The 24,372-nt window shown below is 71.1% G+C and carries 18 protein-coding genes and 1 tRNA gene; 5 read left to right on the plus strand and 14 right to left on the minus strand.

Annotated features, from left to right (window positions below; translation table 11 throughout):
• The first annotated feature begins 118 nt into the window (after positions 1-118).
• From ACOYR3_RS18705 to ACOYR3_RS18715, 3 genes are all read left to right on the plus strand, one after another.
• Positions 119-2,101, plus strand: coding sequence for an autotransporter assembly complex protein TamA (locus tag ACOYR3_RS18705; RefSeq protein ID WP_422843813.1), 1,983 nt, complete (start codon positions 119-121; stop codon positions 2,099-2,101).
• Positions 2,101-6,477 carry a translocation/assembly module TamB domain-containing protein gene (locus ACOYR3_RS18710; RefSeq protein WP_422843814.1) on the plus strand — a complete coding sequence of 1,459 codons (4,377 nt, stop codon included), beginning with the start codon at positions 2,101-2,103 and terminating at the stop codon, positions 6,475-6,477. Before ACOYR3_RS18705 ends, ACOYR3_RS18710 begins: the two co-directional genes overlap by 1 nt.
• 64 nt (positions 6,478-6,541) lie before the next feature.
• Positions 6,542-6,616, plus strand: a tRNA-Arg gene (locus tag ACOYR3_RS18715).
• A gap of 133 nt (positions 6,617-6,749) precedes the next feature.
• Here the strand turns inward: ACOYR3_RS18715 and ACOYR3_RS18720 are convergent.
• The 3 genes from ACOYR3_RS18720 to ACOYR3_RS18730 form a co-directional block, all read right to left on the minus strand.
• Entirely contained in the window at positions 6,750-8,516 is a 1,767-nt protein-coding gene (locus ACOYR3_RS18720; RefSeq protein WP_422843815.1) for a kelch repeat-containing protein, read from the minus strand.
• A 317-nt stretch (positions 8,517-8,833) separates the two neighbouring features.
• Positions 8,834-9,058 carry a hypothetical protein gene (locus ACOYR3_RS18725; protein WP_422843816.1) on the minus strand — a complete coding sequence of 75 codons (225 nt, stop codon included), beginning with the start codon at positions 9,056-9,058 and terminating at the stop codon, positions 8,834-8,836.
• A gap of 230 nt (positions 9,059-9,288) precedes the next feature.
• On the minus strand, positions 9,289-10,200 hold the full coding sequence (locus ACOYR3_RS18730) for an EamA family transporter (RefSeq protein ID WP_422843817.1): 912 nt from the start codon (positions 10,198-10,200) through the stop codon (positions 9,289-9,291).
• A gap of 96 nt (positions 10,201-10,296) precedes the next feature.
• Here ACOYR3_RS18730 and ACOYR3_RS18735 point away from each other — a divergent pair, with 96 nt between their 5' ends.
• Complete coding sequence (locus ACOYR3_RS18735) at positions 10,297-10,806, plus strand: Lrp/AsnC family transcriptional regulator (protein WP_422843818.1); 510 nt, start codon at positions 10,297-10,299, stop codon at positions 10,804-10,806.
• Between the two features lie 17 nt (positions 10,807-10,823).
• Here the strand turns inward: ACOYR3_RS18735 and ACOYR3_RS18740 are convergent, their stop codons facing one another.
• From ACOYR3_RS18740 to ACOYR3_RS18760, 5 genes are all read right to left on the minus strand, one after another.
• Positions 10,824-11,816, minus strand: coding sequence for a 2-dehydropantoate 2-reductase (locus ACOYR3_RS18740; protein WP_422843819.1), 993 nt, complete (start codon positions 11,814-11,816; stop codon positions 10,824-10,826).
• 141 nt (positions 11,817-11,957) lie between these two features.
• Entirely contained in the window at positions 11,958-13,349 is a 1,392-nt protein-coding gene (locus tag ACOYR3_RS18745) for an ATP-binding protein (RefSeq protein WP_422843820.1), read from the minus strand.
• Positions 13,349-14,008 (minus strand): response regulator transcription factor, encoded by a 660-nt coding sequence (locus ACOYR3_RS18750; protein WP_422843821.1) that lies wholly within the window; start codon positions 14,006-14,008, stop codon positions 13,349-13,351. Before ACOYR3_RS18750 ends, ACOYR3_RS18745 begins: the two co-directional genes overlap by 1 nt.
• A 250-nt stretch (positions 14,009-14,258) precedes the next feature.
• Entirely contained in the window at positions 14,259-15,794 is a 1,536-nt protein-coding gene (locus ACOYR3_RS18755) for a DegQ family serine endoprotease (RefSeq protein ID WP_422843822.1), read from the minus strand.
• An 80-nt stretch (positions 15,795-15,874) separates the two neighbouring features.
• Positions 15,875-16,666, minus strand: coding sequence for an SDR family oxidoreductase (locus tag ACOYR3_RS18760; protein WP_422843823.1), 792 nt, complete (start codon positions 16,664-16,666; stop codon positions 15,875-15,877).
• A 142-nt stretch (positions 16,667-16,808) separates the two neighbouring features.
• Between ACOYR3_RS18760 and ACOYR3_RS18765 the strand changes: the two genes are divergently transcribed.
• Entirely contained in the window at positions 16,809-17,756 is a 948-nt protein-coding gene (locus tag ACOYR3_RS18765) for a LysR family transcriptional regulator (protein ID WP_422843824.1), read from the plus strand.
• A gap of 75 nt (positions 17,757-17,831) precedes the next feature.
• On the opposite strand, the gene ACOYR3_RS18770 is transcribed toward ACOYR3_RS18765, so the two are convergent.
• From ACOYR3_RS18770 to ACOYR3_RS18795, 6 genes are all read right to left on the minus strand, one after another.
• Positions 17,832-18,764 (minus strand): DMT family transporter, encoded by a 933-nt coding sequence (locus tag ACOYR3_RS18770; RefSeq protein WP_422843825.1) that lies wholly within the window; start codon positions 18,762-18,764, stop codon positions 17,832-17,834.
• Between the two features lie 192 nt (positions 18,765-18,956).
• On the minus strand, positions 18,957-20,531 hold the full coding sequence (gene garD, locus ACOYR3_RS18775; protein WP_422843826.1) for a galactarate dehydratase: 1,575 nt from the start codon (positions 20,529-20,531) through the stop codon (positions 18,957-18,959).
• A 1-nt stretch (position 20,532) separates the two neighbouring features.
• Positions 20,533-21,828 carry a TRAP transporter large permease gene (locus ACOYR3_RS18780; protein ID WP_422843827.1) on the minus strand — a complete coding sequence of 432 codons (1,296 nt, stop codon included), beginning with the start codon at positions 21,826-21,828 and terminating at the stop codon, positions 20,533-20,535.
• A 52-nt stretch (positions 21,829-21,880) separates the two neighbouring features.
• Entirely contained in the window at positions 21,881-22,369 is a 489-nt protein-coding gene (locus ACOYR3_RS18785; protein ID WP_422843828.1) for a TRAP transporter small permease, read from the minus strand.
• Positions 22,370-22,440: 71 nt separating this feature from the next.
• Positions 22,441-23,418 carry a TRAP transporter substrate-binding protein gene (locus ACOYR3_RS18790; protein WP_422843829.1) on the minus strand — a complete coding sequence of 326 codons (978 nt, stop codon included), beginning with the start codon at positions 23,416-23,418 and terminating at the stop codon, positions 22,441-22,443.
• A gap of 53 nt (positions 23,419-23,471) precedes the next feature.
• Positions 23,472-24,356 carry an SMP-30/gluconolactonase/LRE family protein gene (locus ACOYR3_RS18795; RefSeq protein WP_422843830.1) on the minus strand — a complete coding sequence of 295 codons (885 nt, stop codon included), beginning with the start codon at positions 24,354-24,356 and terminating at the stop codon, positions 23,472-23,474.
• Positions 24,357-24,372 lie beyond the last annotated feature (16 nt).

A 24,372-nucleotide genomic window follows, 5' to 3' on the forward strand; every position in this document is an offset into this window, starting at 1 on the left:
GCGGCGGCGCGGGGCATGGCGCGCTCCTGTCTGACACGCGCGGCCTGGCTTTCGGTGCATAGTGGCGGTGCCGCAGGCGCTGCCGGACAGGCGCAAGGGCGGCGCCCAGCGTGCGCGCATGTACCATTTCGTCCTTCACCCCCTTCCTCCCGCTGTGCTGTCCCGCGTGTTGCGCCCCCTCTCCGCCCGATCTTCAACGCCGGCCCCGTGGCCGGCGTTGCTGCTTTCGGCTGCGCTGCTGGCCCTGCCCGGCTGCAGCCTGCTGCCCCACCGCGCCGCGCCCGCAGACCCCGGCGCGCCGGAGGCCGAAGCCCCGGGCACGCCCGCATTCGCGGTGGAAGTGCGTGCGCCCGACACCGTGCGCGGCACCCTGGAGCGGCACCTGGAACTGCAGCGGTTTCGGCACCTGCCCGACCTGCACCCCAGCGAACTGCAGCGCCTGCTGGGCGCCACGGATGCCAATGCGCGCGAACTGCTGGGCACGATGGGCTATTTCGCCCCCACCATCACCGTGGAGCTGACCGAAACCCCGGCCAGCCAGGCCGCGCCGCGCACCGTCGTGGTCACGGTGGAGCCAGGACCCCAGACGCACATTGCCAGCGCGGCCATCGACTTCACCCGCCCCGCCGACGCCCCCGCGCCGGCAGAGAGCGCTGCGGCCCCGCAGAGTGGCCAAGACCGGCAGCAGCAAGCCAGCCTGCGCCAGCAACAGCGCGTGCAGCGCGACTGGTCCCTGCAGCCGGGCCAGCCCTTCACGCAGGCCGCGTGGGACAGTGCAAAAAACGACGGCCTGCGCCAGCTGCAGGCACGCCGCCACCCTGCGGCCCGCATTGCCAACAGCCGCGCCGAGGTCGATGCCGACACGCACGAAGCCAAGCTCAGCGTGACCTACGACCCCGGCCCCGCCTACCGCTTCGGCGCCCTGCGCGTGCAAGGCAGCGAGCGCTATGACCCGGACGGCGCGCGCCGCCTGGCCCGCCTGCCCACGGGATCGGTGTACGACGAAGCCGAGATGCTGGACGCGCAACTGCGGCTGGCCAGCAGCGGCTATTACGACGCCGTGTTCCTGGCGCTGGACACCGACGGCGCCGACCCGCAGGCGGCCCCCGTGGTCGCCCATGTGCGCGAAGCGCCGCTGCAGAAGCTGGTGTTCGGCCCCGGCTTTTCCACCGACAGCGGCGCCCGGCTGTCGCTGGAGCACATCCACAACCGCCTGCCCGGCATTGGCTGGCGCGCGGTGAGCAAGCTGTCGCTGGACCGCAAGGCCAAGCTCGCCAGCACCGAGTGGACGGCCCTGCCGGACAACAACGGATGGCGCTGGTTTGCCGGCGGCCAGTTGCAGCGCGAAGACACGGGCGACTACGAAACCAACAGCGGCCGCCTGCGTTCGGGCCGCAGCAAGAGCACCAAGACCATCGACCGCAGCTACTTCCTGCAGTACGACTACGCCAACAGCCAAGGGCCCAACGCCCCGCCCTCCGGCACGGCGGTGAGCGTGAACTACGGCTGGACGGGCCGCTACTTCAACAGCCTCACGGCTCCCACGCGCGGCCATGGCATCGCCGTGGAACTGGGCCTGGGCACCACGCTGCGGCCCGAGCGCGATCCGTTCGTGCGCGCGCTGGTGCGCTGGCAGACCTTTATCCCCGCGGGCCGGGTGCAGGACGACGCGGGCCAGGGCCGCAATGCACGCATCGCCGTGCGCACCGAGGCCGGCGCCGTCCTGGCGCGCGACGGCGCCCAGGTGCCGGTGACGCAACTCTTCCTGACCGGGGGCGACACCACGGTGCGCGGGTACGGCTACCGCAGCATCGGCGCGCGCACCGACAACGGCCAGCTGTACGGCGGCCGCTACCTGGCCGTGGGCAGCGTCGAATGGCAGCGCCCCATCGTCTACAAGGGCGCGATGACCGATTGGGAAAGCACCCTGTTCGTGGACGCGGGCGCCGTGGCCGACCACGCTGGCGACCTGGACCCCCGCGTGGGCGTGGGCGCCGGCGTGCGCTGGCGCAGCCCGGTGGGCCCGCTGCAGGCCGACCTGGCCTATGGCGTGAAGACCAAGGAATTGCGGCTGCACCTGCGGCTGGGGTTCAGCTTCTGATGGCCGAAACCCGCCCGCCCGCCACCACCACCGCGCCCGTCCCGCTCGCGCGCACCCCGTCTTCGGACTTCAGCGCCGGGGCCTCGTCCGCGCCGCGGCCGCCCCGGCGGCCCCGGTCCCGCACGCGCCGCGTGCTGCGGGGCCTGGGATGGCTGCTGGCCGGCCTGGTGGTGCTGCTCATCGCTGCGGCCGCCGCGCTGTGGTGGTGGGCGGGCAGCAGCACCTCGCTGGCCGCGGCCCTGGCCCGCGCCGCGCAGTACCTGCCCGCCGGGCAGCAGCTGGACAGCCGCGACGTGAGCGGGTCGCTGCGCAGCGGCGGGCGCATCGGCTGGCTGCGCTGGAGCAGCCCGGCACTCGCGGTGGAGGTGAACGACATCGCACTGGGCTGGCAGCTCATGCCCCTGCTGCAGCGCCGCCTGGAACTGGGCGAGGTGCACGCCGCCCGCGTGCAGATCATGCCCGCAGCCGATGCACCGCCCAGCACCGAGCCGCGTGCGCCGCTCACGCAGCTCCAGCTGCCGCTGCAGATCGGCGTGCCCTTCCGCGTGGACACCCTCGAATGGGCAGGCCCGCAGAACGTGCAGGTGCTGGGCCTGCAGGGCGACTACCGCTTTGACGGCCGGGAGCACCGGCTGAAGATCGACCATGTGGAGCTGGCGCAGGGCCGCTACACCGCCAGCGCCACCCTGCAGGCCGACGCACCCATGGCCTTGGCCGCCACCGTGGACGGCACTGTGCAGGCCTCCGTGCCGGGTGGCGGCGCCCCTTTGCAACTGGGCGCCCAGGCCACGCTGCAGGGCACCCTGGCCGCGCCCGGCGCGCGGCTAGAGCTGAAGGCACACATCAGCCCCGCCACCGCCGCTGCGGCGGCGGCATCGCCCGCTGCGGAGCCCGCCATGCAGGCCGACCTTGCGGCCACGCTCGCGCCCTGGGCCGCCCAGCCTCTGCAGGCTGCCACGGCAACGCTGCGCGCCGTGGACCTGGCCGCGCTGTGGCCGCAGGCGCCCCGCACGCAGCTGCAGGGCACCGTGCAGGCCGGGCCGGCGGAGGTGGCGGGCAGCAGCAACCCGCCCAAGCCCGCGGCCAGCGCGCCACCGCCCACCGGCCCCGGCTGGTCCCTGCTGGCGCAGCTGCGCAACGACCTGCCCGGCCCCTGGGACCAGGGGCGCCTGCCGCTGTCCGCCCTGCAGGCCGAGGCCCGCTACGACGGCACGCACTGGTCCGTGCCCCACGCCGTGGCCACCGCTGGGCAGGGCACCGCCACGCTGCAGGGCCGCTACACGCCCGCCACCCAGGCGCTGGAAGGCCAGGCCGAGCTGCGCAACCTGCGCCCCGACCTGCTGCACACCGCGATGGCGGGCACGCCGCTGGCCGGCCGTATCAGCGCGCAGATGCGGGACGACCAGGTGCGCTTCAACGCCGACATCCGCGCCACCGGGTCCGCCGCAGCGCCTGCACGCGCCGCCCCGGGCCGCCCGGCCCGGCTCGGCATCCAGGCCCTGGCCGCGCAAGGCCGCTGGCAGCCCGCCCCATCGGGCAACGCCGCGGCCGGCGGCACCGTGCTGCTGGACCGCCTGCTGGTCGACGCCCTGCAGGCGCGCGCCGAAGCCACCGCCCTGCGCATTGGCCTGGCCGGGCCCGCCGTGCAGGGCCAGCTGGCCGTCACCGTGCCCGGCGCCACCGCCCGCGCCCAAGGCAGCCTCGCGCCCGCCACGGGCACTGGCGAACTGCAGTTGCAGTGGACGAGTGTGGAAGCCACCCAGCGCTGGCTCGCCAGCCTGCCCTGGGTGGGCGGCGCGGTGCCGTCGGCCCTGCAAGGCGCCACGGCCCAGGGCGCCGCCTCGGTCACCGCACGCTGGAAGGGTGGCTGGCAAACGCTGGCGCGCCAGCTGCAGGCCGCCAGCGCTGGCGGTGCCCTGCCCGCCGGCAAGGATGCCTTTGCGCTGCAGGCCACACTGGCCACGCCACAGCTCGACCTCGTCCTGCCCCCCGCCAAGGACCGCGGCAGCCGGCCCACGGCGGTGCAGCTGCGTGGCCTGAAGGCCGAGTTGTCGGGCAACCTGCTACAGGCCACCGCGTCGCTGGAAGGCGAAGCGCGCCTCAACGCCGGCCAGGCCCAGCAGGTGCAGCGCGCCAGTCTGCAGGCCCGTGGCTCGGGCGGCCTGGCAGCGCCCGCCCAATGGCGCGCGCAGATCAGCGAACTGCGCCTGCAGGCCCAGGATGCACAGCGGCCCGGCCCGTGGACCTTGCAACTGGCCGAGCCGCTGTCCGTCACCGTGAACACGGCCTCTGGCACGGCCGGCGCTCCCCGGCGCGCGGCGGGCGGCAAACCTGCGCCCAGCGCCCCCGTGACGCTCCAGACCTCTGCCGGCCAAGCCCGTCTGACCGGCCCGCAGCCCGGCACCGTGGCGCTGCGCTGGCAGCCCGTGCGCGTGACCACCGGCACCGCCCTGCAGGTGCAGACCCAGGGCACCCTGCAAGGCCTGCCCATGGCCTGGGTGGACGCGCTGGGCATGGGCGGCACCCCCGCTGCAGCCGGCCGCCCGGCGCAACCGCTGCTGGCCCGCATGGGCCTGGCCAGCACCCTTGTGCTGGACGGGCAGTGGAACGTGGACACCACCAGCCCCCTGCGCGCCAGCGCGAGCCTGCGGCGGGCCAACGGCGACCTGCGCATCCTGGCGGGCGACCCCACCGCCGTGACCGCCGTGCACAGCAGCGGCCAGGGGGCCGGCGCAGGCGCCACCACCGTGATCGCCACCGAAGCCTCATCCGCAGGGGCAGCCGGCACGCCCGCCGGCGTGCGCCAGGCCGAGGTCTCCGTTGAAGTCGAGGGCGATGCGCTGCGCGCCCGGCTGGCCTGGGCCAGCGAACGCGCGGGCGACATCGACGCCACCGCCAGCACCCGGCTCTCGGGCGTGGGAGGCGCCCCAGGCGCCGGCACCGACCTGGCCGCCATCACCTGGGCGGCCGATGCGCCCTTGGCCGGCACGCTGCGCGCCCGCCTGCCCGATGCCGGCGTCTGGTCCGCCCTGGCGCCACCCGGCTGGCGCGTGCGCGGCACCTTCGACGCCAACGCCACCCTGTCCGGCACGCGCGACGCGCCCCGCTGGGCCGGCACGCTCGGGGCCGACGGCCTGGCCGTGCGCTCCGTGGTCGACGGTGTGGACCTGCAGGGCGGCCGCCTGCGCGCCACCTTGCGCGGCAACCAGCTGGACATCACCGAATTCCGCCTGCAAGGCGGGCGCGGCAGTGGCGCCCGCATTGCCGGCTTCAGCGGCAACCGCACCGCAGCGCCGCAGGACGGCGGCACCCTCAGCGGCACGGGGCGCATCACCTGGGACCCGGCCACCCAGGGCGCATCGGGCATCACCATGTCCATGCAGGCGCAGGCCCAGGCCTTGCAGGTGCTGGTGCGTGCGGACCGGCAGGTCAGCGTCTCGGGCCAGCTGCAGGCCCAGTTGCAGCAGGGCCAGTTGCGCCTGCGCGGCCAGCTCACCACCGACCGCGCTACCATCATCCTGCCCGACGAGACGGCGCCCACCCTGGGCTCGGACGTGGTGGTGCGCTCTGCCGCCAAGGACCGCGAAGACCAGGCCAAGGCGCAGGCCGCCGCCCAAGCCAACCAGAAGGCCGCCCAGGCCGAAACCGCCAAGCCGCCCGACATCGCCATCACCCTCAACCTGGGGCGCGACTTCGCACTCTCCGGCCACGGCATCACCACGCGCCTGACGGGCGAGGTCGACATCCGCAGCAACGCCGTGGCCGGCGCGCCGCCGCGCGTGACCGGCGAAGTGCGCACCGACGAGGGCCGCTACCGCGCCTGGGGCCAGATGCTGAATGTGGAAACCGGCCTGATCCGATTCAACGGGCCATACAACAACCCCTCGCTCGATATCCTGGCGCTGCGGCCCAACATCAGCGTGCGCGCCGGGGTGCAGGTGACCGGCAGCGCCCAGGCGCCCCGGGTCACGCTGTACTCCGACCCCGAACTGCCCGACGCCGAAAAGCTGTCGTGGGTGGTGCTCGGCCGCAATGCCTCCGCGGGCGGCGCCGAGGCCGCCGTGCTGCAGCAGGCGGCGCTCACCCTGCTGGGCCGCCGGGGCGGCGGCAACGCCGGCGCAGGCAACATGGCCAGCCGCATCGGCCTGGACGAAATCGGCTTTCGCGGCCCCGGTGCCGGAGACGACGCCAGCGCCGCCGCCCTCACCTTCGGCAAGCGGCTGTCGCAAGACCTGTACGTGACCTACGAGCGCAGCCTTTCCGGAACGCTGGGCACGCTGTACATCTTTTACGACCTCTCGCGCCGGCTCACCCTGCGCGGCCAGACGGGCGAAAAGAGCGCTGTCGACCTCATCTACACCGTGAAGTACGACTGAAGCAGCCACGCAGGGCACCGCCCTCGGCGCCGCTGCACAGCCTCTACAATGCGCGGCTGCCCTTCTCCTCGTAGTTCAATGGATAGAACGAGTGCCTCCTAAGCGCTAGATACAGGTTCGATTCCTGTCGAGGGGACCACACCCAAAGGCCGACAGCGTCCGCGACGCTTACGGCCTTTTCTTTTTCGTGCTGGGAACAGATAGGGCTGCGCGCTGCTGTCGAGGGCCGAAGAAGCTCTCACACAGCTCTGCCCGCGCGCTGCCCCTGATGCTCAGCGGCGCAACCGCAACATGCCCCTGCGCCGCCAGCCCGCCCAGGCGGCGGCCAGGAAAGCGGTCAGCGCCACCCCCAGGGGGGACAGGCCCGGCACCGGCCGGGGGCCGGGCCCTGGCGCGGCAGTGGGCGTGATCGCGGCCGAGGCTGCGGACGCGGGACCGGGGCCGTTGGGATGCTGCGCCTGCACGGTGAAGGTGTAGGGCGTGCCGTTGGCCAGCCCGGTGACCGTGCAGCTGGTCGCGGGGGCCGCCACGGTGCAGCCCGGCCCCGCATTGGAGGTGACGGTGTAGCTGTCTGGCGGGTTGCCGCCGGTGTCCACGGGGGGTGTCCAGGTCACGGTGACCTGCCCGTTGCCCGGTGTTCCGCCGGGCGTCCCGGCGGGGTCGGTGAAGCGGATCAGCTGCCCGGCCGACGGAACGCCATCGACCACCAGCCGCGCGATGTACAGGCCCGCCGGCAGCGCGCCCAGCGGGGGCGACGTGAAACTGGTGGCCGTGTAGCTGGCGGGAGCCCAGGAGCTCAGCGCGCCGTTTTCCACCCGCTGCAGTTGCAGCTGGGGAGTGCTGGAGCCCGAGCCTCCGGCAAACCCGGTGCCTGCCAGGGTCAACGCCGTGCCCGCGCGCTGCAGCAGGCTGAGCGGGTCCAAAACCGGCGCCGGGCCAGGAGGCACCGCGGGGGTGTACCGGTCTACCAGCGGGAAGAACGTGGTCGAAGGCGTGGAGCTGAATCCTCCCGTGAAGAGCACGTCGCCGCTGGGCAGCAGCTGGGCCGTGCCATTCTCGCGCCCCACGCCCATGGAGCCGGCCAGCGACCAGGTACCCGTCAGCGGGTTGTACAGCTCGGCCATCGGCTGCGGGTTTCTCGCGCCATCGGCGCCCCCTGCGATCAGCACCTGGCCGGACGCCAGCAAGGGTGCCTGGCCCATCGGCGAGCCCATCACCCCGTTGCGGGGAAAGTTCAGGGCGCCCGTGGCGGTCCAGGTGTTGGCCACGGGGTCGTAGATTTCTGCATGCGTGGTGACGCCACCGGCCGTGAAGCCCCCGGCCAGCAAGGTCCGGCCATCGGGCAGCAGCGTGAGGCTGGCGTAGTGGCGCGGCACCAACGGGGGCGCGGCCGGCGACCAGGTGCCCGACACGGGGTCGTACAGCTCGGCTGTGGGCACTTCGCCGCCCGTTTTGAACCCGGAAACCGCCAGCACACGGCCGTCGCGCAGCAGCACGGCGCTGTGCGCCCGACGCGTCTCCGACATGCTGCCGGTGGCCGTCCAGGTGCGGGTTTCGGGGTCGTACAGCTCGGCCGAATTCAAGTTGCTCCCCCCAGCCACCAGCACCTTGCCGCTGGCCAGCAGCGTCATCGACGGGAGGGTGCGCATTGCCGACTGGGTGCCCCCGGCCAGCCAGGTGTTGGCCACCGGGTCGTACAGCCGCGCATCCGCGGAACCGTCCGAACGCACCAGCACCTGGCCGGTTCCCAGTGTGACGGCTTCGGTCACGTTGCCAATGATCCCGGGGCTGCCAATGGGCGACCACGCGCCCGCCGTATAGCGCTCGCCGTTCGTCAGGAACCCGAAGCGGTGGACCCCGGCGAACACCGCCACCGAGCCATCGTCCAGCAGCGCGCCAGCATGCTGGCCCCGCTCGGTCGCCAGCGGCGCATCCACGTTCCAGCCCACGGCGGCGGACGCTGGAAGCTGGCACCACCAGGCTGCCAAGCCCACAACCGCTGGGCGCGCCCATTGCCGGACAAGGATTGCAGGGGTCATGGGTGGATTCAAGGGGACTCCTTTGGCACGGCTCGTGAAGCGGGGGAGGCGCCGCCAGCGCCCCCACCGTCGGTGGGAGACGCGGCCTGCGCGAGGCGGCGCCAGCCTACCTGGTTTGTATCCATCGGTGTTCTGCCCTTTTCCGCATCAGGGATGCTGCCCCGGGCTTCTTGACAACGCCGTCGCAGCCGGTCCGGCGGGCCAAGGAAGCGTGGGGGGAGCCTTCTCACCCACCGGCCGCGCGGATGGGCTGGGCCTATACGCTGCGCCCGCCGGCTGGCGCTGGCAGGCCGGGACGCTGCGCCCACCTCACCGCGTCACTTGCCGGAAGACAGCCACCGGCGCCGTGCGCGGGGCTGCACGGTAATGTCCACCGCCTGGTGCACTGCCGGGCGGCCGCTGGCGGGGTCGGTTTCCACCACCTCTTCCAGGGCAATGCGCTGCACTTCCGAATCGGTGGTGCGCTCCAGGTCTTGCAGCACGGCGCTGACCTTGCGTTCAGCCTCTTGGACTTTCGAATCCGGGACGTCGGGGGTGCGCATGGGGTGGCTCCTGGCTTGATCTGCCAGCGACGGTGTCGCCGGCCCATTTGCGGGCCCCCGCGGCGCGCAGGATGGCGGCGTGCCATCGCCCGTCACGCGCAGGGGCACCGGTGCATGCGGCCAGCCTAGGCCGCCGGGCCAGGGCCGTGCGTAGGCGCCGGCTTACACGTGGCGTCGGCGGGGAGCGCCCCGCCGCAGCGGCTGACTGGCGGCGGGAACTGCGGCGGCCTTCAGGCCGCGTGGGCGCGCCGTTCAGCGGGCGGTACCGGCCGGGCCGCCGTGGCCGCGCTGCCCATCGAGGCCGCCATGATGCAGCCGATGGCCAGCCACTGCACGGCGCTCAGGTGCTCGCCCAGCAGCGCCATGGCCACCAGCGCGGCCACCGCCGGCTCCATGCTGATCATGATGCCGAAGGCCTCCTTGGGCAGGCGCTTCAAGGCCATCATCTCCAGCGAAATCGGCACGGCGCTGGACACGGCCGCCATCGCCACGCCGATCAGCAGCAGGCCGGGCGACAGCAGCGCCGCCCCCGCATGCGCCACGCCCACCGGCACCACCACCAGTGCGGCCACCAGCAGGCCCAGCGACACCGAATGCCCTGCGTGCAAATGCCCGGCGCGCTTGCCGAACACGATGTACAGCGCCCAGAACACCGCCGCGCCCAACGCAAAGGCCACGCCCGCCGGGTCCAGCGGGCTGCCGCTCAGCCCGAGCGGCAGCAGCAACCCCAACCCCGCGACGGCAAGCAGCACCCACACAAAATCCACCGCCCGGCGCGACGACCCGATCGCCACGGCCAGCGGGCCCGCGAACTCGATGGCCACGGCCAGGCCGAACGGCAGCGTGCGCAGCGACAGGTAGAACATCAGGTTCATGCCGCCCAGGGCTGCGCCGTACAGCACCACCGCCTTCGCGTCCGCCCGCGACAGGTGCCAGCGCCAGGGCCGCCACAGCAGCAGCACCAGCAGCGCCGAGAAGCCCACGCGCAGCGCCGTGGTGCCCTGCGCTCCCACGGCAGGAAACAGCCAGTGCTTGGCCCACGAGGTGCCGATGCCCAGCGCGGTGACGGAACCCAGCACCGCCAGAAAGGGCAGAAAGCGGTGGACGGCGGGGGAGACGGAAGCAGCAGCAAAAACACGCATGCGCAAAAATGTAGTGCGCATTCGCCGCGCTTTTGGCTCTGTTTTGGCGGGCCAGACGCAACTTTCACTCACTGCCCCTGCGAGGTGTTGTTCTTCATGCCTTCTGCCGCCGCACTCGACCGCTTCGACCTCGCCATCCTGGACATCCTGCAGACCGACAACACCACGCCCCAGCGCGTGATTGCCCAGGCCGTGAATCTCTCGGCCCCGGCCGTGCAGCGGCGCATCCAGCGGCTGCAAGGCACCGGCGTGATCCGCGCCAACGTGGCCGTGCTGGACCCGGAAAAAGTCGGCAAGCCCCTGACGATCCTTGTCGAGGTGCACCTGGAAAACGAGCGCCCCGACCGCACCGCCCCGCTGCGCGCACGCATCGCCGCCGAAGAGGCCGTGCAGCAGTGCTGGAGCGTGACCGGCGAGGCGGACTACCTGCTGGTGGTGGCGGTGGCCTCCATGGCCGACTACGAGGCGCTGGCGCGGCGGCTGTTCGAGGGCGACGACAACGTGCGGCGGTTTCGGACGTCGGTGGCGCTGGGGTGTTTGAAGGCGGGGCTCAGGGTGCCGCTGGGGACGGAGCCCGGCCCCGCAGGGCGGGTTGGCGCGGCGTAACCCGACACTCCACCCGCCTACACCCCCAGCGTGTGCCGCAACTGCGCGCCAGACAAACGCAGCCGCGGCCCCGCCAGCAGCCCGCACATCCGCGCATTCAGCGGCGCCGCCATGCCGTGCTGCGCCGCCAGCCGCACCACCGCCCCGCACAGCGCGTCGATCTCCGTCACCCGCCCGGCCTCCAGGTCGTCCCACATGGAGGAGCGGGCGGTAGCGTCGATCTGCAGCATGCGCCGGGCCAGGCGGGTGAACAGGCCGTTGGGCAGGCGCAGCACGTGGGGCAGGAGCGCGGGGGCCACCGCGGTGACCTTGGCCGGCCGAAGGCCCGCGCGGGCCATCACGGCCAGGGCTTCGGACTGCAGGGCCGCGAACACGCGGCGGCAGTCGCGGTCCAGCAGTTCCTGGCGCAGGGGCAGGTCGGACAGCGCGTTGACCGGGTTGTTGAGGTTGAGCAGCAGCTTGCCCCACTGCACGGCGCGGATGTCGGGCGGCAGCAGGGTGGCCAGGCCCGCGGCTTCGAAGAGGGGCGCCACGCGCTCGGTCGCCGCATCGCGCTGCAGCTGCAGCGGCCCCGCCGTGGCACGGTGCACGTGCGCGCCGCGGAGCACCACGTTGTACGGCACCATGCCCGCCAGCACGCGCAGTGCGGGCGCCTGGGCCGCGATGCGGGCCACGTTGTCCACGCCGTTCTGCAGCGAGAGCACGGGCGTGCCGGGCGCGCACACGGCCGCCAGCTCGCGCGCGGCGGATTCGGTGGCGCCGCTTTTCACGCACAGCAGCATGGTGCAGTCTGCGCCCGGAGCAGCCTCTGCCAGGCTGGCGGCCAGCCGCATTGCACCGGGGGGCACGGTGCGATCAAAGCCGTCCAGGTCCGTCACGCGCAGGCCCTGCGCGGCGATGGGCTGCAGGGCGTGGGCGCGCCCCACCAGCGTGACGGCCTGGCCGTGGGCCGCCAAGCGGCCGCCCACATAGCAGCCGATGGCGCCGGCGCCGAGAACAATGAAATGCATGGCTGAGAAGTCCTCTACAGAAAGCGGGCGGGTGCCCCGCGCCGCATTGTGCGGCGCCTCCGCCCACGCCGTCTGGCGCCCAGGCGACGCTCAGCGCGCATCGTAGAGTTTCAATCAATTTTGGCCTCTATCCCTTATCTATCAAGCTCTAGCAGCTATATTTTTAATAGCAAACCGCACCCCTGCGCGCAGGCCTCCCAGGCGGTCGGAGGCCCCCAGCTCCACCACGGCGCCGTGCCGCTGCGCAATGGCCTGCACGATAGCCAGGCCCAGGCCGCTGCCCGTGGCGGCGGCGCTGCTGTCGCCGTTGCCCACGCGCACAAAGCGTTGCAGGGCGCGGTCGCGGTGTTCGGGGTCAATGCCGGGGCCGCTGTCTTCCACGGTGAGCAGCACAGCCTGCCCGTCGGCCTCGGTGCGCACCTGCACATCCACCTGGCCGCCGGGCGGGGTGTACTTGATGGCGTTGTCGAGCAGGTTGCGCACCAGCATGCGCAGGGCCTCGGCGCTACCCTGCACGATCGCGGGCACGGTGGCGGCGCCGGCATCGAGCAGGCCCGCGTCCGTGCCGCGGGCCTGGGCGGCGGGCGCCACATCGGCCAGTGCCAGCTGCGCCACCGCGCGCAGGTCCACCGGTTCGGCGGGGGTGGCTGCGGCTTCTTGCCGGGCCAGGGCCAGCAGCTGTTCCACCAGGCGGGTGGCGCGGTCGATGCCGGCGGACAAGCGCTCGGCCGCTGCAGCCCGCGCCGCGTCGTCCCCCGCCCGCTGCAGCACCTGCAGTTGCAGGCTCAGCGCGGCCAGGGGCGAGCGCAGCTCGTGCGCGGCGTCGGCCACAAAGTGCTGCTGGGCCTCGAAGGCGCGCTGCACGCGCTCGAACAGCAGGTTGAGTTCACTCACCAGGGGCTGCACTTCGTCGGGCAGCTGCGCGTCGCTCACGGGCGAAAGGTCGTCGGCCTGGCGCTGGGCGAGCTGGCGGCGCACGCGCTCCACCGGCGCCAGCGAGCGGCTCACGCCCCACCACACGGCCAGCACCAGCAGCGGTACCATGAAGGCGAGCGGCGCCAAGGTGCGCAGCGCCAGACTGCGGGCCATGCCCTGCCGCGCAGCCATGTTCTGCGCCACCTGGATGACCTGCGAGCGTGTCTGCATCGAGAACACGCGGTAGGTGCCGCCGCGCGCCTGCACGTTGGTGAAGCCCAGCACCGCGATCTGCGGCAGGGCCGCGCCCACGGCGGATTCAAAGATGCGCAGCCCTTCGTTGGTCCACACCTGCACGATGAATTCGTGGTTCTCGTCCTGCGGGTCCAGCCCCGGGCCCAGGCCCTGCGCGTCCACCGGCAGGCCCGAGCGCAGGGCCAGCGCGGTCTGCTGCATGTGGTAGTCGAACAGCGCATCGGCCTCGTCCAGCGCGCTGCGGTAGGCCAGCGCACCCTGCACGGCGCCGGCCAGCACCACGGCGGCCAGCAGGAACGCCAGCAGCTGCATGCGCAGGGAGCGCGGGAGCCAGCCCCGCAAGGCGTGCGAGAGTTTTTCCATCACATCTTCGGAACCAGATAACCCACGCCGCGCACGTTGAGCACCAGATCCGGCCCCAGCTTCTTGCGCAGGCCGTGAATGTAGACCTCCACCGCGTTGCTGCTGACCTCGTCGCCCCAGCCGTAGAGCTTGTCTTCAAGCTGCTGGCGCGACAGCACCATGCCGGGCCGGGCGATCAGCGGCTCCAGCACGGCCCATTCGCGGCCCGAAAGGACCACGGGCGCGCCGCGCACCGTCACCTCGCGCGTGGCGGGGTTGATGCTGACGCCCTGGTGCTCGTACACCGGCTCGGCGCGGCCGGCCGCGCGGCGCAGCAGGGCGCGGATGCGGGCCAGCAGTTCATGCAGGTCATAGGGCTTGAGCACGTAGTCGTCGGCCCCCGCGTCCAGCCCCTCGATGCGCTGGGCCACCGCGTCGCGGGCGGTGGCCACCAGCACGGGGGTGCGGTCCTTGCGGGTGCGCAGGTCGCGCAGCACGGCCAGGCCGTCGCGCTTGGGCAAGCCCAGGTCCAGCAGGACCAGGTCATACGGCTGCGTGCGCAGCGCCGTGTCGGCGGCCTCGCCGTCGCGGGCCCAGTCCACGGCGTACTGCTCGGCGCGCAGCAGGTCCTGCACGGCTTCGCCGATCATGGGGTCGTCTTCTACGAGGAGCAGGCGCATGGTGGGGCAAGCATAGCCAATGGCGGGTCGAAGGGCTGCGCCCTGGCTTCGACAGGCTCAGCCCGAACGGGTGGGGGTGGGGCGGAATGCCGAGGCGAACTCGGCCGACGCCGGGTAGTGCCCCCGTCCGTTCGCACTGAGCTTGTCGAAGTGCTGCGATCTGTGCCCTGGCTTCGACGGACCCAGCCCGAACGGGTGGTGTGCGGCGCGGCGCAGCGCCGAACCGCCGCGACGCGCCTCCTCAGCCCGCTCAACCCAGGCGCACCGGCACAAAGATCTTGTTGCCGTCGCGCTCGATCAGCAGGGCCACCGACTTGCCCGCCTTGGCCATGGCCGCGCGCACCTGCTCGATGTTCTTGGCGGGCGCGCCGTTGATGGCCAGCAGCACGTCACCGGGCTGCACGCCGGCGGCTGCGGCGGGGCCGCGCGCCTGCTCGATCACCAGGCCGTCGGCAACCCCTGCCTCACGGCGTTCCTGCGGGTCCAGCGGGCGCAGCGACAAGCCCAGCCGGCCCTTGCCCACCGCATCGTCGTTGCGCGCCTGCTTGGTGGACGACTTGTCGCTGGCATCGCCCAGCGTGGCCGTCAGCTCCACGGGCTTGCCCTGGCGCCACACCGACAGTTTGGCCTGCTGGCCGGGCTGTGCCTGGCCCACCCAGGCCGGCAGGTCGCCCGAGGCCACGATGGGCTGGCCGTCCACCTGGCGGATCACGTCGCCGGGCTGCAGGCCGGCCTTCTCTGCCGGGCTGCCGGGGCTGACGCTGGCCACCAGCGCGCCTTCGGGCTTGTCCAGCGCAAAGGATTCGGCAAACGCCTGGTTCACCTCCTGCACGGCCACGCCCAGCTGCGCGTGGCGCACCTTGCCGGTGGCGACGATCTGGTCCTTGATCTTGCTGGCCAGCTCGATGGGGATGGAGAACGACACGCCCTGGTAGCCGCCCGAGCGGCTGTAGATCTGCGAGTTGATGCCCACCACCTCGCCACGCGCATTGAACAGCGGGCCGCCCGAATTGCCGGGGTTCACCGCCACGTCGGTCTGGATGAAGGGCACCAGGCTGTCGTCGGGCAGTGAGCGGCCCTTGGCGCTGACCACGCCGGCCGTCACGCTGTTTTCAAAGCCGAAGGGCGAGCCGATGGCCAGCACCCACTCGCCCACCTGCAGGTCGCGCGTGCTGCCCAGGCGCACGGTGGGCAGGTTCTTGGCGTCGATCTTGAGCACGGCCACATCGGTCTTGGGGTCGGCCCCCAGCACCTTGGCGCGGAACTCGCGCCGGTCGGTGAGCTTGACCACCACTTCGCTCGCGCCCTTGACCACGTGCGCATTGGTCAGCACCAGCCCGTCGGGGCTGACGATGAAGCCCGACCCGAGGCCGTGCGTGGGCACGTTGCGGGGTGCCTGCTGCATGCCGGGCGCGGGAATGCCGAACTGGCGGAAGAACTCGTAGAACGGGTCGTTCGGGTCCATGCGCGGCCCGCCGTGCTGGCGGGCTGCGGGTTGCGGGTCGTCCTCCTCCTCGCCGTCGTCCGCCATGGCCGTCTTGGTGCTGCCGGTCACGCTGATGTTGACCACGGCCGGGCCGTTCTGCGCGGTGATCTGCGCAAAGCTGGGCAGGGCGGCGGCGCCGGGCGCGGCCGACTGGATGGCGGGCGTGCCGAGGGTGACCGGCGCCGGGTTGGCCTGCGCGCGGTGCCCCACGACGATCCCCGCCCCGGTGCCGCCGATGACGCCTGCGGCCACCAGGGCCAGGAGGAGGCGGCGGGGGGTGATTGCGACGACGGTGTTCATGGTGGTCTGCCTTTCCTGGGCTGATTGCGATGGAAGGCAGTGTGGGAACGCAGACTTAGACGAGGCTTAGGCGCAGGTCCTCACAGAAACATTCCGCCGGACGCCTCGATGCGCTGCGCATTCACCCAGCGCGTGGCGGGCTGCAGCAGCGCGGCCACCAGCGGGCCGATGTCCTCGGCCACGCCCACGCGGCCCAGCGCCGTCTGGCCGGCGATGAAGGCGTTGAGCTGCGCGTTGTCGCGCACGGCGCCGCCGCCGAAGTCGGTCTCGATGGCGCCCGGGGCCACCACGTTCACGGCGATGCCGCGCGGGCCCAGCTCCTTGGCCAGGTAGCGGCTCAGCACCTCGATCGCGCCCTTCATCGCCGCATAGGCCGCGTAGCCCGGCAGGGCAAAGCGGGCCAGGCCGGACGACAGGTTGAGGATGCGGCCGCCGTCGTTCATCAGCGGCAGCAGGCGCTGGGTCAGGAAGAACACGCCCTTGAGGTGCACATTGACCAGCGCATCGAACTGCGCCTCGGTGGTCTCGGCAAAGGGCGCGTGCACGCCCATGCCGGCGTTGTTGACCAGAAAGTCAAAGCGCTCGCGCTGCCAGGTGCCCTGCAAGGCTTGCGCCAGCTGGCCGGCAAAGGCGCCGAAGCTGCCGGCATCGCCCACGTCCAGCGCCAGGGCCACGGCGCGGCTGCCCAGGGCCTTGATCTCGGCCACCACGGCCTGGGCCTCGGCGGCCTGCTGGCGGTAGGTGAGCACCACGTCGATGCCGGCGCGCGCAGCGGCCAGCGCCGCGCTGCGGCCCAGGCCCCGGCTGCCGCCGGTGATGAGCACGATGGGGGTAACGGAAGCGGGAGGAAGCGTGTGAGGGGATGCGGTCATGGCAAGGCTCCTGGGTCAGGGGTTGAGAGTTGGGGGTTGGGCGCCCACCGCACCGTGCAGCAGGCATGGGCAGGACTTTATTGAGCGGCAAGCAAGCCATAAACCAGGCAAAATTGAATTGATTGTTCAACCAAAAATACCAATGAACCCCCTGGACCGCATGCAGATCTTTGCCCGCGTGGCTGAACTGGCCAGCTTCACGCAGGCGGCCCAGGTGCTGGGCATTCCCAAGGCCAACGCCTCGCTGGCGGTGCAGCAGCTGGAGGCGCAGCTGGGCACGCGCCTGCTGCACCGCACGACGCGGCGCGTGCAGCTCACGCAGGACGGGCAGGTGTACTACGAGCGCTGCAAGGACCTGCTGGACGATGTGGAAGAGCTGCAGACCCTGTTCGCCCAGCCCGAGGGCGCCGCCCTGCGCGGACGCGTGCGCATCGACATGTCCACCGGCATCGCGCGCCAGCTGGTGCTGCCCCGCCTGCCCGAGCTGCTGCAGCGGCATGCTCTGCTGGAGGTGGAGCTGAGCAGCACCGACCGCCGCGTGGACCTGGTGCGCGAGGGGTTTGACTGCGTGATCCGCGTGGGCCCGGTGGCCGAGCCCGGGCTGGTGGCGCGCCCGCTGGGCCTGGTGCGCGTGGCCACCTGCGCCAGCCCCGCCTACCTGGCCCGCAAAGGCACGCCGCGCAGCCTGGAGGACCTGGCGCAGCACGAGCTGGTGCACTACGTGAGCACGCTGGGCACCCGCTCGGCAGGGTTTGAGACCCAGGACGGCAGCGGCAACGCCCGGTTCCATGCCATGGCCGGGCGCGTCACCGTCAACAGCGCCGAGGCGTACCTGGGCGCCTGCGCCGCCGGGCTGGGCCTGATCCAGGCGCCGCTGCTGGGCGTGCGCGAGCTGATCGACCGGGGCCTGCTGGTGGAGGTGCTGCCAGACCACCCTGCCCCGCCCATGCCGGTGACGCTGCTGTACGCCCACCGCCGCCACCTGCCCCAGCGCGTGCGGGTGGTGATGGACTGGCTGGCCGAGGTGGTGCAGGCGCACCTGCGCAGCGAAGCGCCTGCCGCCAAGTCGCAGTCACTATCAAAACGATAGCTGCTTGCGCTTTACCAGCAAGCGCTGCAGGCCAAAAATGCTTGCATTGCGCCATGGCGCGGCCTCTGCCGCCGGCTACCGTGGGCCCGGTGCGCGGGGCTCCTGCGTCACCCACCAGATGCCTGCGCACACCAGAACCAGGGCCAGCAGGTTCTTCCACTCCCAAAGCGCCTCGCCCAGGAACAGCGCCGACAGCGCCGCGCCAAAAACCGGCACCGTGAAGTTGAACACCGTGACCTGGCTCACCCGGTTGTGCTGGAGCAAAAGGCTCCACAGCGAGAACGCGGCCGAGGACAGCAGCGCCAGGTACACCAGCAGCGTGGTCGAACCCCATGCAAAGCCCGTGAGCGAGCCCCCCAGCGCCCCGCCGATGGCCAGCAGCGCCGCGCCGCCGATGGCAAGCTGCCAGCCCGTCATCACCACCGAATCCATGCGCTGCGACACCTGCTTGCCGTAGATGCTGGCCGCAGCCAGCACGAAGGCCGCAATCACCACAAAGCCCTCGCCCAGCAGCGTGAAGTCCAGGTCCAGCGTGCCGCGCCCCAGGTTCACCACCATCACGCCCGCAAAGCCCACCCCGCAGCCCCAGAGCTTGGCGTGGCTCAGCCGGTCGTCGTGGTAGACCCAGTGCGCCAGCAGCACGCTGAAGAACGTGCCCGTGGCGTTCATGATCGAACCCTTCACGCCCGTGGTGTGGGCCAGGCCGACGTAGAAGAACACGTACTGCAGCGTGGTCTGCGCCAGGCCCAGCACCACCAGCTGGCGCGCACTGCCCGCGCCCAGGTTGACGATGGCCTTGCGCTGGCTCAGCGCCCAGGCCAGCAGGATCAGCCCCGCGCCCAGAAAGCGCCAGCCGGCAAACACCAGCTGGGTGGGGATGTCGCCGCGCGCAATGCCGAACCAGGCGTACCCGGTCTTGATGGCGGGGTACGAGCTGCCCCAGAGCAGGCAGCACAGCAGCGCCAGCGCGACGACGACCTTGCGGTCGGAAAAGCGGGTGTGACCCATGGGTGTTTGTTCTCTCGCCAGTGACGCAGCCCGTGCAAGGACGGGCTGTGGAGATGAAATATCTGCAGATCTTGTCTTGCCGATCGGCACCTCAAAAAAAGCCAACTCCGTTCGCACTGAGCTTGTCGAAGTGCCGCGCAGGGCTTCGACAGGCTCAGCCCGAACGGTTGTCGGGACAGGTGGTCAGACCGATCAAGTGACAGGAGCCGGGTTGAACAGCACCAGCGCGTTGTGCAGCTTCCACTGCTCCGCCCAGGTCTTCCTGCGCCCGCTGGCCACGTCGAGCAGCAGGTGGAACAGCTCCCAGCCGGTTTCCTCGATGGTGGCTTCGCCATCGGCGATGCGGCCCGCGTTCACGTCCATCAGGTCGTGCCAGCGGCGCGCCAGGTCGCTGCGCGTGGCGACCTTCACCACGGGGCATTCGGCCAGGCCGTAGGGCGTGCCCCGGCCGGTGGTGAACACGTGCAGGTTCATGCCCGCAGCCAGCTGCAGCGTGCCGCAGATGAAGTCGCTGGCGGGCGTGGCGGCATACACCAGGCCGCGCTGGTCGCGCCGCAGCTTTTCGCCGGGCGACAGCACGTGCGCGATGGGCGCGGTGCCGCTCTTGATGATGGAACCCATGGCCTTTTCGGCGATGTTGGACAGCCCGCCCGCCTTGTTGCCCGGCGTGGTGTTGGCGGCGCGGTCCACGCGGCCCCGGTCCAGGTAGCGGTCGTACCAGCCCAGTTCGCGCACGATGGATTCGGCCACTGCGGGCGTGGCGGCGCGGCTGGTGAGCTGCTCCACGGCGTCGCGCACCTCGGTGTTCTCGCTGAACATCACGGTGGCGCCGGCGCGCACCAGCAGGTCGGCGCAAAAGCCCACGGCCGGGTTGGCGGTGACGCCCGAGAACGCGTCGCTGCCACCGCACTGCACGCCCACCACCAGCTCGCTCGCCGGGATGGTCTCGCGGCGGCGCGCGTTCAGGCGTTCCAGGTGCGGCCGGGCGCTTTGCACGATGTCGTCCAGCATCGACACGAAGCCCACGTGGTGGTCGGCCTGCAGACAGACTTTTTCGGGGCCCAGCGCCGGGTCGCGCTCGTCCACGATGGGGAAGCTGCCGGGGGGCAGCAGGCGGTCGGGCTGCAGCTTTTCGCAGCCCAGGCTGACCACCATGACCTCGCCGCCGAAGTTGGGGTTGAGGCTGATGTTGCGCAGCGTGCGGATGGGGATGACGGCGTCGGGCGCATCGATGGCCACGCCGCAGCCGTAGGTGTGCTCCAGGCCGATCACGTCGTCCACGTTCGGGTACTGGGGCAGCAGCTCGGCCTTGATGCGGCGCACGGCCTGCGCCACCACCCCGGCCACGCACTGCACGGTGGTGGTGATGGCGAGGAGGTTGCGCGTGCCCACCGAGCCATCGGCGTTGCGGTAGCCCTCGAACGTGTAGCCCGTGAGCGGTTCGAGCACCGGCGGCTTCACGGTGGCCAGGGGCAGGCCTTCGAGCGTGCGGGCAGAGGGCATCTGCAGCAGGCGCTCGTGCACCCAGCTGCCGGCCGGGATGGCTTTCAACGCATAGCCGATGGGCACGTTGTAGCGGCGCACCACGCCGCCTTCGGGGAGGTCCGCCAGCGCCACCTTGTGGCCCTGCGGCACCTTGTCGCGCAGCGCAAGGCCCGCGCCGGGCACGCCCTGGGGCAGCACGGTGCCGGCGGGCAGGCCACCGTCGTTGGCGACGATGGCGACGTTGTCGTCCGCATGCATGCGGATGGTGAGGGGAGTGCTCATGTCAGGGGGTGCCTCCTTTCAGCACCAGGTCTGGCAGCCACATCGAAAACTGGGGCACATAGGTCACCAGCATCAGCGCCGCGATGAGCGCGCTGTAGAACGGCAGGATGGTCTTCATCACCTCGCCCACCGAAATGCCCCCGATGGTGCAGCCGATGAACTGCGTGGTGCCCACGGGCGGCGTGTTCAGGCCCAGCGCGCAGTTGATCAGCATGACGATGCCGAACTGCTCGGTGCTCATGCCGAACTGCTGGCAGAGGGGCAAGAAGATGGGCGTGCAGATCAGGATGGTGGCCGCCATGTCGAGGAAGGTGCCCAGCACGAACAGGATGATGTTCACCGACAGGAAGATCACCCAGGGCGACGTGCTCATGGACTTGAGCGCATCGCCCGTGAGTTCGGCCACGCCGTACAGGCCGATGAGGTAGCCGAACATGGACGAGATGCCGATGAGCAGCAGCACCGTGCCCGTGGTCTTGACGGCCTTGGACGCGGCTTTCATGAACTGCTCGCGCGTCAGGCGCTTGTAGACGAAGATCGACAGGATCAACGCCCACAGCACCGCCACCGAGGCCGACTCCGTGGCCGTGAACGCCCCCGACAGGATGCCCGCAATGATGATCGCCACCACGGCCAGCCCCGGCAGCGAGGCACGGAACGAGATCCACACGATCTCCCAGCCGGGAAAGGTGCCGGCCGGATAGCCGCGCTTGACGGCCACGAAGTAGGCGGCCGCCAGGTTGCAGAGGGTGAGCAGCAGCGCGGGCACGATGCCCGCGAGGATCAGGGCGGCAATGCTCACCTTGCCGCCAGCCGCGAGCGTGAAGATGATGAGGTTGTGCGACGTGGGCATGAGCGCGCCCACCAGCGAGGCATGCGTGGTCACGTTCACCGCGTAGTCGGCGTGGTAGCCCTCTTTCTTCATCTGCGGGATGAGAACGGCGCCCATGGCGGACACGTCGGCCACGGGCGAGCCCGAGACGCCGCCGAACAGCGTGCAGGCCAGCACGTTGCTCATGCCCAGGCCGCCGCGCACGTGGCCTGCCACGCTCTTGGCAAAGTCCACGATCTTGTCGGCAATGCCGCCGTACATCATGATCTCGCCGGCAAAGATGAAGAACGGAATCGCCAGGAACGAGAACGGGTTCATGCCCGAAATCATCTGCTGGAAGCCCACGGCCAGCGGCAGGCCTTCGTACAGGATGGTAGCCAGCGACGACAGGCCGATGGAGAAGGCCACGGGCACGCCCAGCAGCAGCAATAGCGTGAAGCTCACGCACAGGATGGTCAACGCCATGGTGGTGGAATCTTTGTAGGGACGTTAGGGGGCAGACGGAAACTGAGGCCGCTCAATGCCAGGCGGGCTCTACTTCCGTGCCACGCAGGATGGCGATGATGTGTTCCAGCGAGAACATGGCCACCAGCACGCCGGCCATGGCGGGCGGCACGTACTTGAAGGCTTCGGAGATGCCCAGCGTGGGGATCTTGTACGGCGCCACCGATTCGGCCAGCACGCCGCAGTTCCAGGCCATGACGATGCCGAACAGCAGCACCAGTGCGTGGATCAGCAACTCGAGCTTGGTGCGCAGCCAGTCCGGTGCCAGCACCAGGAAGGATTCCAGGCCAATGTGGCCCGCGTCGCGCACGCCCACGGCCATGCCCAGCATGGTGACGTACAGCACCAGCAGCACGGCGCCGCTTTCGGCCCAGGTGGGGGTGTCGTTGAAGATGTAGCGGCCGATGACCTGGTAGAGCACGGCGCAGACCAGCAGCACCAGGCCGCCGACGCCGACTTGCAGGCAGGTGCGCGCAATGAAGGCGCAAAGACGCGTGTACATAGAGAGCGATCAAAAGACGAAAAGAGGAACCCGCCGCAGAGCACACCGCCCGGCGGCAAGGATCGCCAGGGTCACTGCACCGCGTCGATGCGCTTGACCATGTCCTGCAGCTTCGGGTCTTTCAGGAACTTGTCATACACGGGCTTCATCGCGGCCTTGAAGGCGGCCTTGTCCACTTCGACGATCTGCGCGCCGCCGGCCTTCACGGTGGCGAGGGACTTCTCCTCCCGCTCGTCCCAGATCTTGCGCATGTAGCCCACGGACTCCTTGGCCGCGGCGCGGATGGCCTTCTGGTCGTCGGCGCTCAGGGTGTCCCACACGCGCTTGCTGAACAGCAGGATCTCGGGCGCCATGGAGTGCTCGGTCTTGTTGAAGTACTTGGCCACCTCGAAGTGGCGCGAGCTTTCGTAGCTGGGGTAGTTGTTCTCGGCGGCGTCCACCAGGCCGGTCTTGAGCGCGGTGTAGACCTCGCCGAAGGGCATGGGGGTGGCGTTGGCGCCCATGGCTTCCAGCAGCGAGACCCACAGGTCGCTCTGCTGCACGCGCACCTTCAGGCCCTTCACGTCGGCCAGGGTCTTGATAGGCTTTTTGACGGTGTAGATCGAACGCGCGCCAGAGTCATAGAACGCCAGGCCCACGAAGCCCTGGGATTCGCAGTCCTTCAGGATCTCGTCGCCGATGGCGCCGTCCAGCACCTTGCGCATGTGTTCCTTGTCGCGGAACAGGAAGGGCATGGTGGGCACCATGGTGGCGGGGCAGATGTTGTTCATGGGCGCCACGTTCACGCGCGTCATGGCGATGGCGCCCAGCTTGGTCTGCTCGATGGTGTCCTTCTCGATGCCGAGCGAGCCCTTGGCGTACACCTTGATGCTGTGCTTGCCGCCCGTGGCCTTGGACAGCGTCTCGCCCATGTGGCGCACGGCCAGCACGGTGGGGTAGTCCTCGGGGTGGATGTCGGACGAGCGGAATTCCGTGGCCTGCGCAGCGAGGCTGCCGAGCGCCAGGCTGGCAGCAAGCGCCACGCGGCCGAACAGATGCGGGATGTTCATGGGTTGTCTCCTCGTTGAAATGGTTTGGAAATGAGGGGATTGGTCGCGGCGTCTCAGGCGCCGCCGTAGGGGGTTTCCGGCAGCCCCGCCACGCCGGGCCGGGTGGCAAAGAGCGCGCCGCCCAGCGCCACGTCGTCACCCTGGGGCTGGCCCGGGCGGATGGAGGTGATGAACAGCACGTCGAGCCCGGGGCCGCCGAAACTGCACATGGAGGGCTTGCTGGTGGGCACGGCGATGGACCGGTCCAGGCGGCCCTCGGGCGTGAAGCGGTGCACCACGCCGGCGTCGTTGCCGCAGATCCAGTAGCAGCCGTCGGCATCCACCGCCCCGCCATCGGGTCGCCCAGGCAGGCCGCGCATGTCCACGAACAGCGCGCGCTCGCCCAGCGTGCCGTCATCCCGCAGCGGCAACTGCCAGATCTGCTGCACGCTCGGGTGGCTGTCGCTCAGGTACATCGTCTTGCCGTCGGGGCTGAAGCCCAGGCCGTTCTGCGTGACCAGGCCGTGCACCAGCGGGGCCGATAGGCCACCCTGTGCGTCCATGCGGTACAGGCTGCCCGCGGGCTGCGCCAGCGACATGTCGCGCACCATGGTGCCGGCCCAGAAGCGCCCCTGGCGGTCGCAGCGGCCGTCGTTGAAGCGCATGCCGGGCTGCGGGTGGTCCACGGCGGCCAACCGCGTGGCGTGGAGTTCGCCGCCTTCGCCTGGCTGAAGATGGAACACCCCCGAGTCCATGCCCGCCACCAGCCCGCCGGCCGCGTGCAACGCAATGCACGCCGGGCGCTCGGCCGTCTGCCAACTGTGCACGCGCTGGTCCGCGCTGCGCCAGCGGTGCAACTGGCGGCCTTCAATATCCACCCAGTACAGCGCCTGCTCGGCGGGGCTCCACACCGGGCTCTCGCCCACCTGGTCGCGATGGTCTGGCAGCAGCAGGTCCATTCGGGGCTCCCGCCGC

Origin of the sequence: Acidovorax sp. M2(2025) (assembly GCF_049330835.1) — a bacterium.
In the GTDB taxonomy this organism is placed as follows: Bacteria; Pseudomonadota; Gammaproteobacteria; order Burkholderiales; family Burkholderiaceae_C; genus Acidovorax.

Excerpts from the sequence above, each read along its gene's own strand:
- ACOYR3_RS18705 (WP_422843813.1), top strand. The coding sequence starts at position 119 with ATGTACCATTTCGTCCTTCACCCCCTTCCTCCCGCTGTGCTGTCCCGC.
- ACOYR3_RS18710 (WP_422843814.1), top strand. The coding sequence starts at position 2,101 with ATGGCCGAAACCCGCCCGCCCGCCACCACCACCGCGCCCGTCCCGCTC.
- ACOYR3_RS18720 (WP_422843815.1), bottom strand. The coding sequence starts at position 8,516 with ATGACCCCTGCAATCCTTGTCCGGCAATGGGCGCGCCCAGCGGTTGTG.
- ACOYR3_RS18725 (WP_422843816.1), bottom strand. The coding sequence starts at position 9,058 with ATGCGCACCCCCGACGTCCCGGATTCGAAAGTCCAAGAGGCTGAACGC.
- ACOYR3_RS18730 (WP_422843817.1), bottom strand. The coding sequence starts at position 10,200 with ATGCGTGTTTTTGCTGCTGCTTCCGTCTCCCCCGCCGTCCACCGCTTT.
- ACOYR3_RS18735 (WP_422843818.1), top strand. The coding sequence starts at position 10,297 with ATGCCTTCTGCCGCCGCACTCGACCGCTTCGACCTCGCCATCCTGGAC.
- ACOYR3_RS18740 (WP_422843819.1), bottom strand. The coding sequence starts at position 11,816 with ATGCATTTCATTGTTCTCGGCGCCGGCGCCATCGGCTGCTATGTGGGC.
- ACOYR3_RS18745 (WP_422843820.1), bottom strand. The coding sequence starts at position 13,349 with ATGGAAAAACTCTCGCACGCCTTGCGGGGCTGGCTCCCGCGCTCCCTG.
- ACOYR3_RS18750 (WP_422843821.1), bottom strand. The coding sequence starts at position 14,008 with ATGCGCCTGCTCCTCGTAGAAGACGACCCCATGATCGGCGAAGCCGTG.
- ACOYR3_RS18755 (WP_422843822.1), bottom strand. The coding sequence starts at position 15,794 with ATGAACACCGTCGTCGCAATCACCCCCCGCCGCCTCCTCCTGGCCCTG.
- ACOYR3_RS18760 (WP_422843823.1), bottom strand. The coding sequence starts at position 16,666 with ATGACCGCATCCCCTCACACGCTTCCTCCCGCTTCCGTTACCCCCATC.
- ACOYR3_RS18765 (WP_422843824.1), top strand. The coding sequence starts at position 16,809 with ATGAACCCCCTGGACCGCATGCAGATCTTTGCCCGCGTGGCTGAACTG.
- ACOYR3_RS18770 (WP_422843825.1), bottom strand. The coding sequence starts at position 18,764 with ATGGGTCACACCCGCTTTTCCGACCGCAAGGTCGTCGTCGCGCTGGCG.
- garD (WP_422843826.1), bottom strand. The coding sequence starts at position 20,531 with ATGAGCACTCCCCTCACCATCCGCATGCATGCGGACGACAACGTCGCC.
- ACOYR3_RS18780 (WP_422843827.1), bottom strand. The coding sequence starts at position 21,828 with ATGGCGTTGACCATCCTGTGCGTGAGCTTCACGCTATTGCTGCTGCTG.
- ACOYR3_RS18785 (WP_422843828.1), bottom strand. The coding sequence starts at position 22,369 with ATGTACACGCGTCTTTGCGCCTTCATTGCGCGCACCTGCCTGCAAGTC.
- ACOYR3_RS18790 (WP_422843829.1), bottom strand. The coding sequence starts at position 23,418 with ATGAACATCCCGCATCTGTTCGGCCGCGTGGCGCTTGCTGCCAGCCTG.
- ACOYR3_RS18795 (WP_422843830.1), bottom strand. The coding sequence starts at position 24,356 with ATGGACCTGCTGCTGCCAGACCATCGCGACCAGGTGGGCGAGAGCCCG.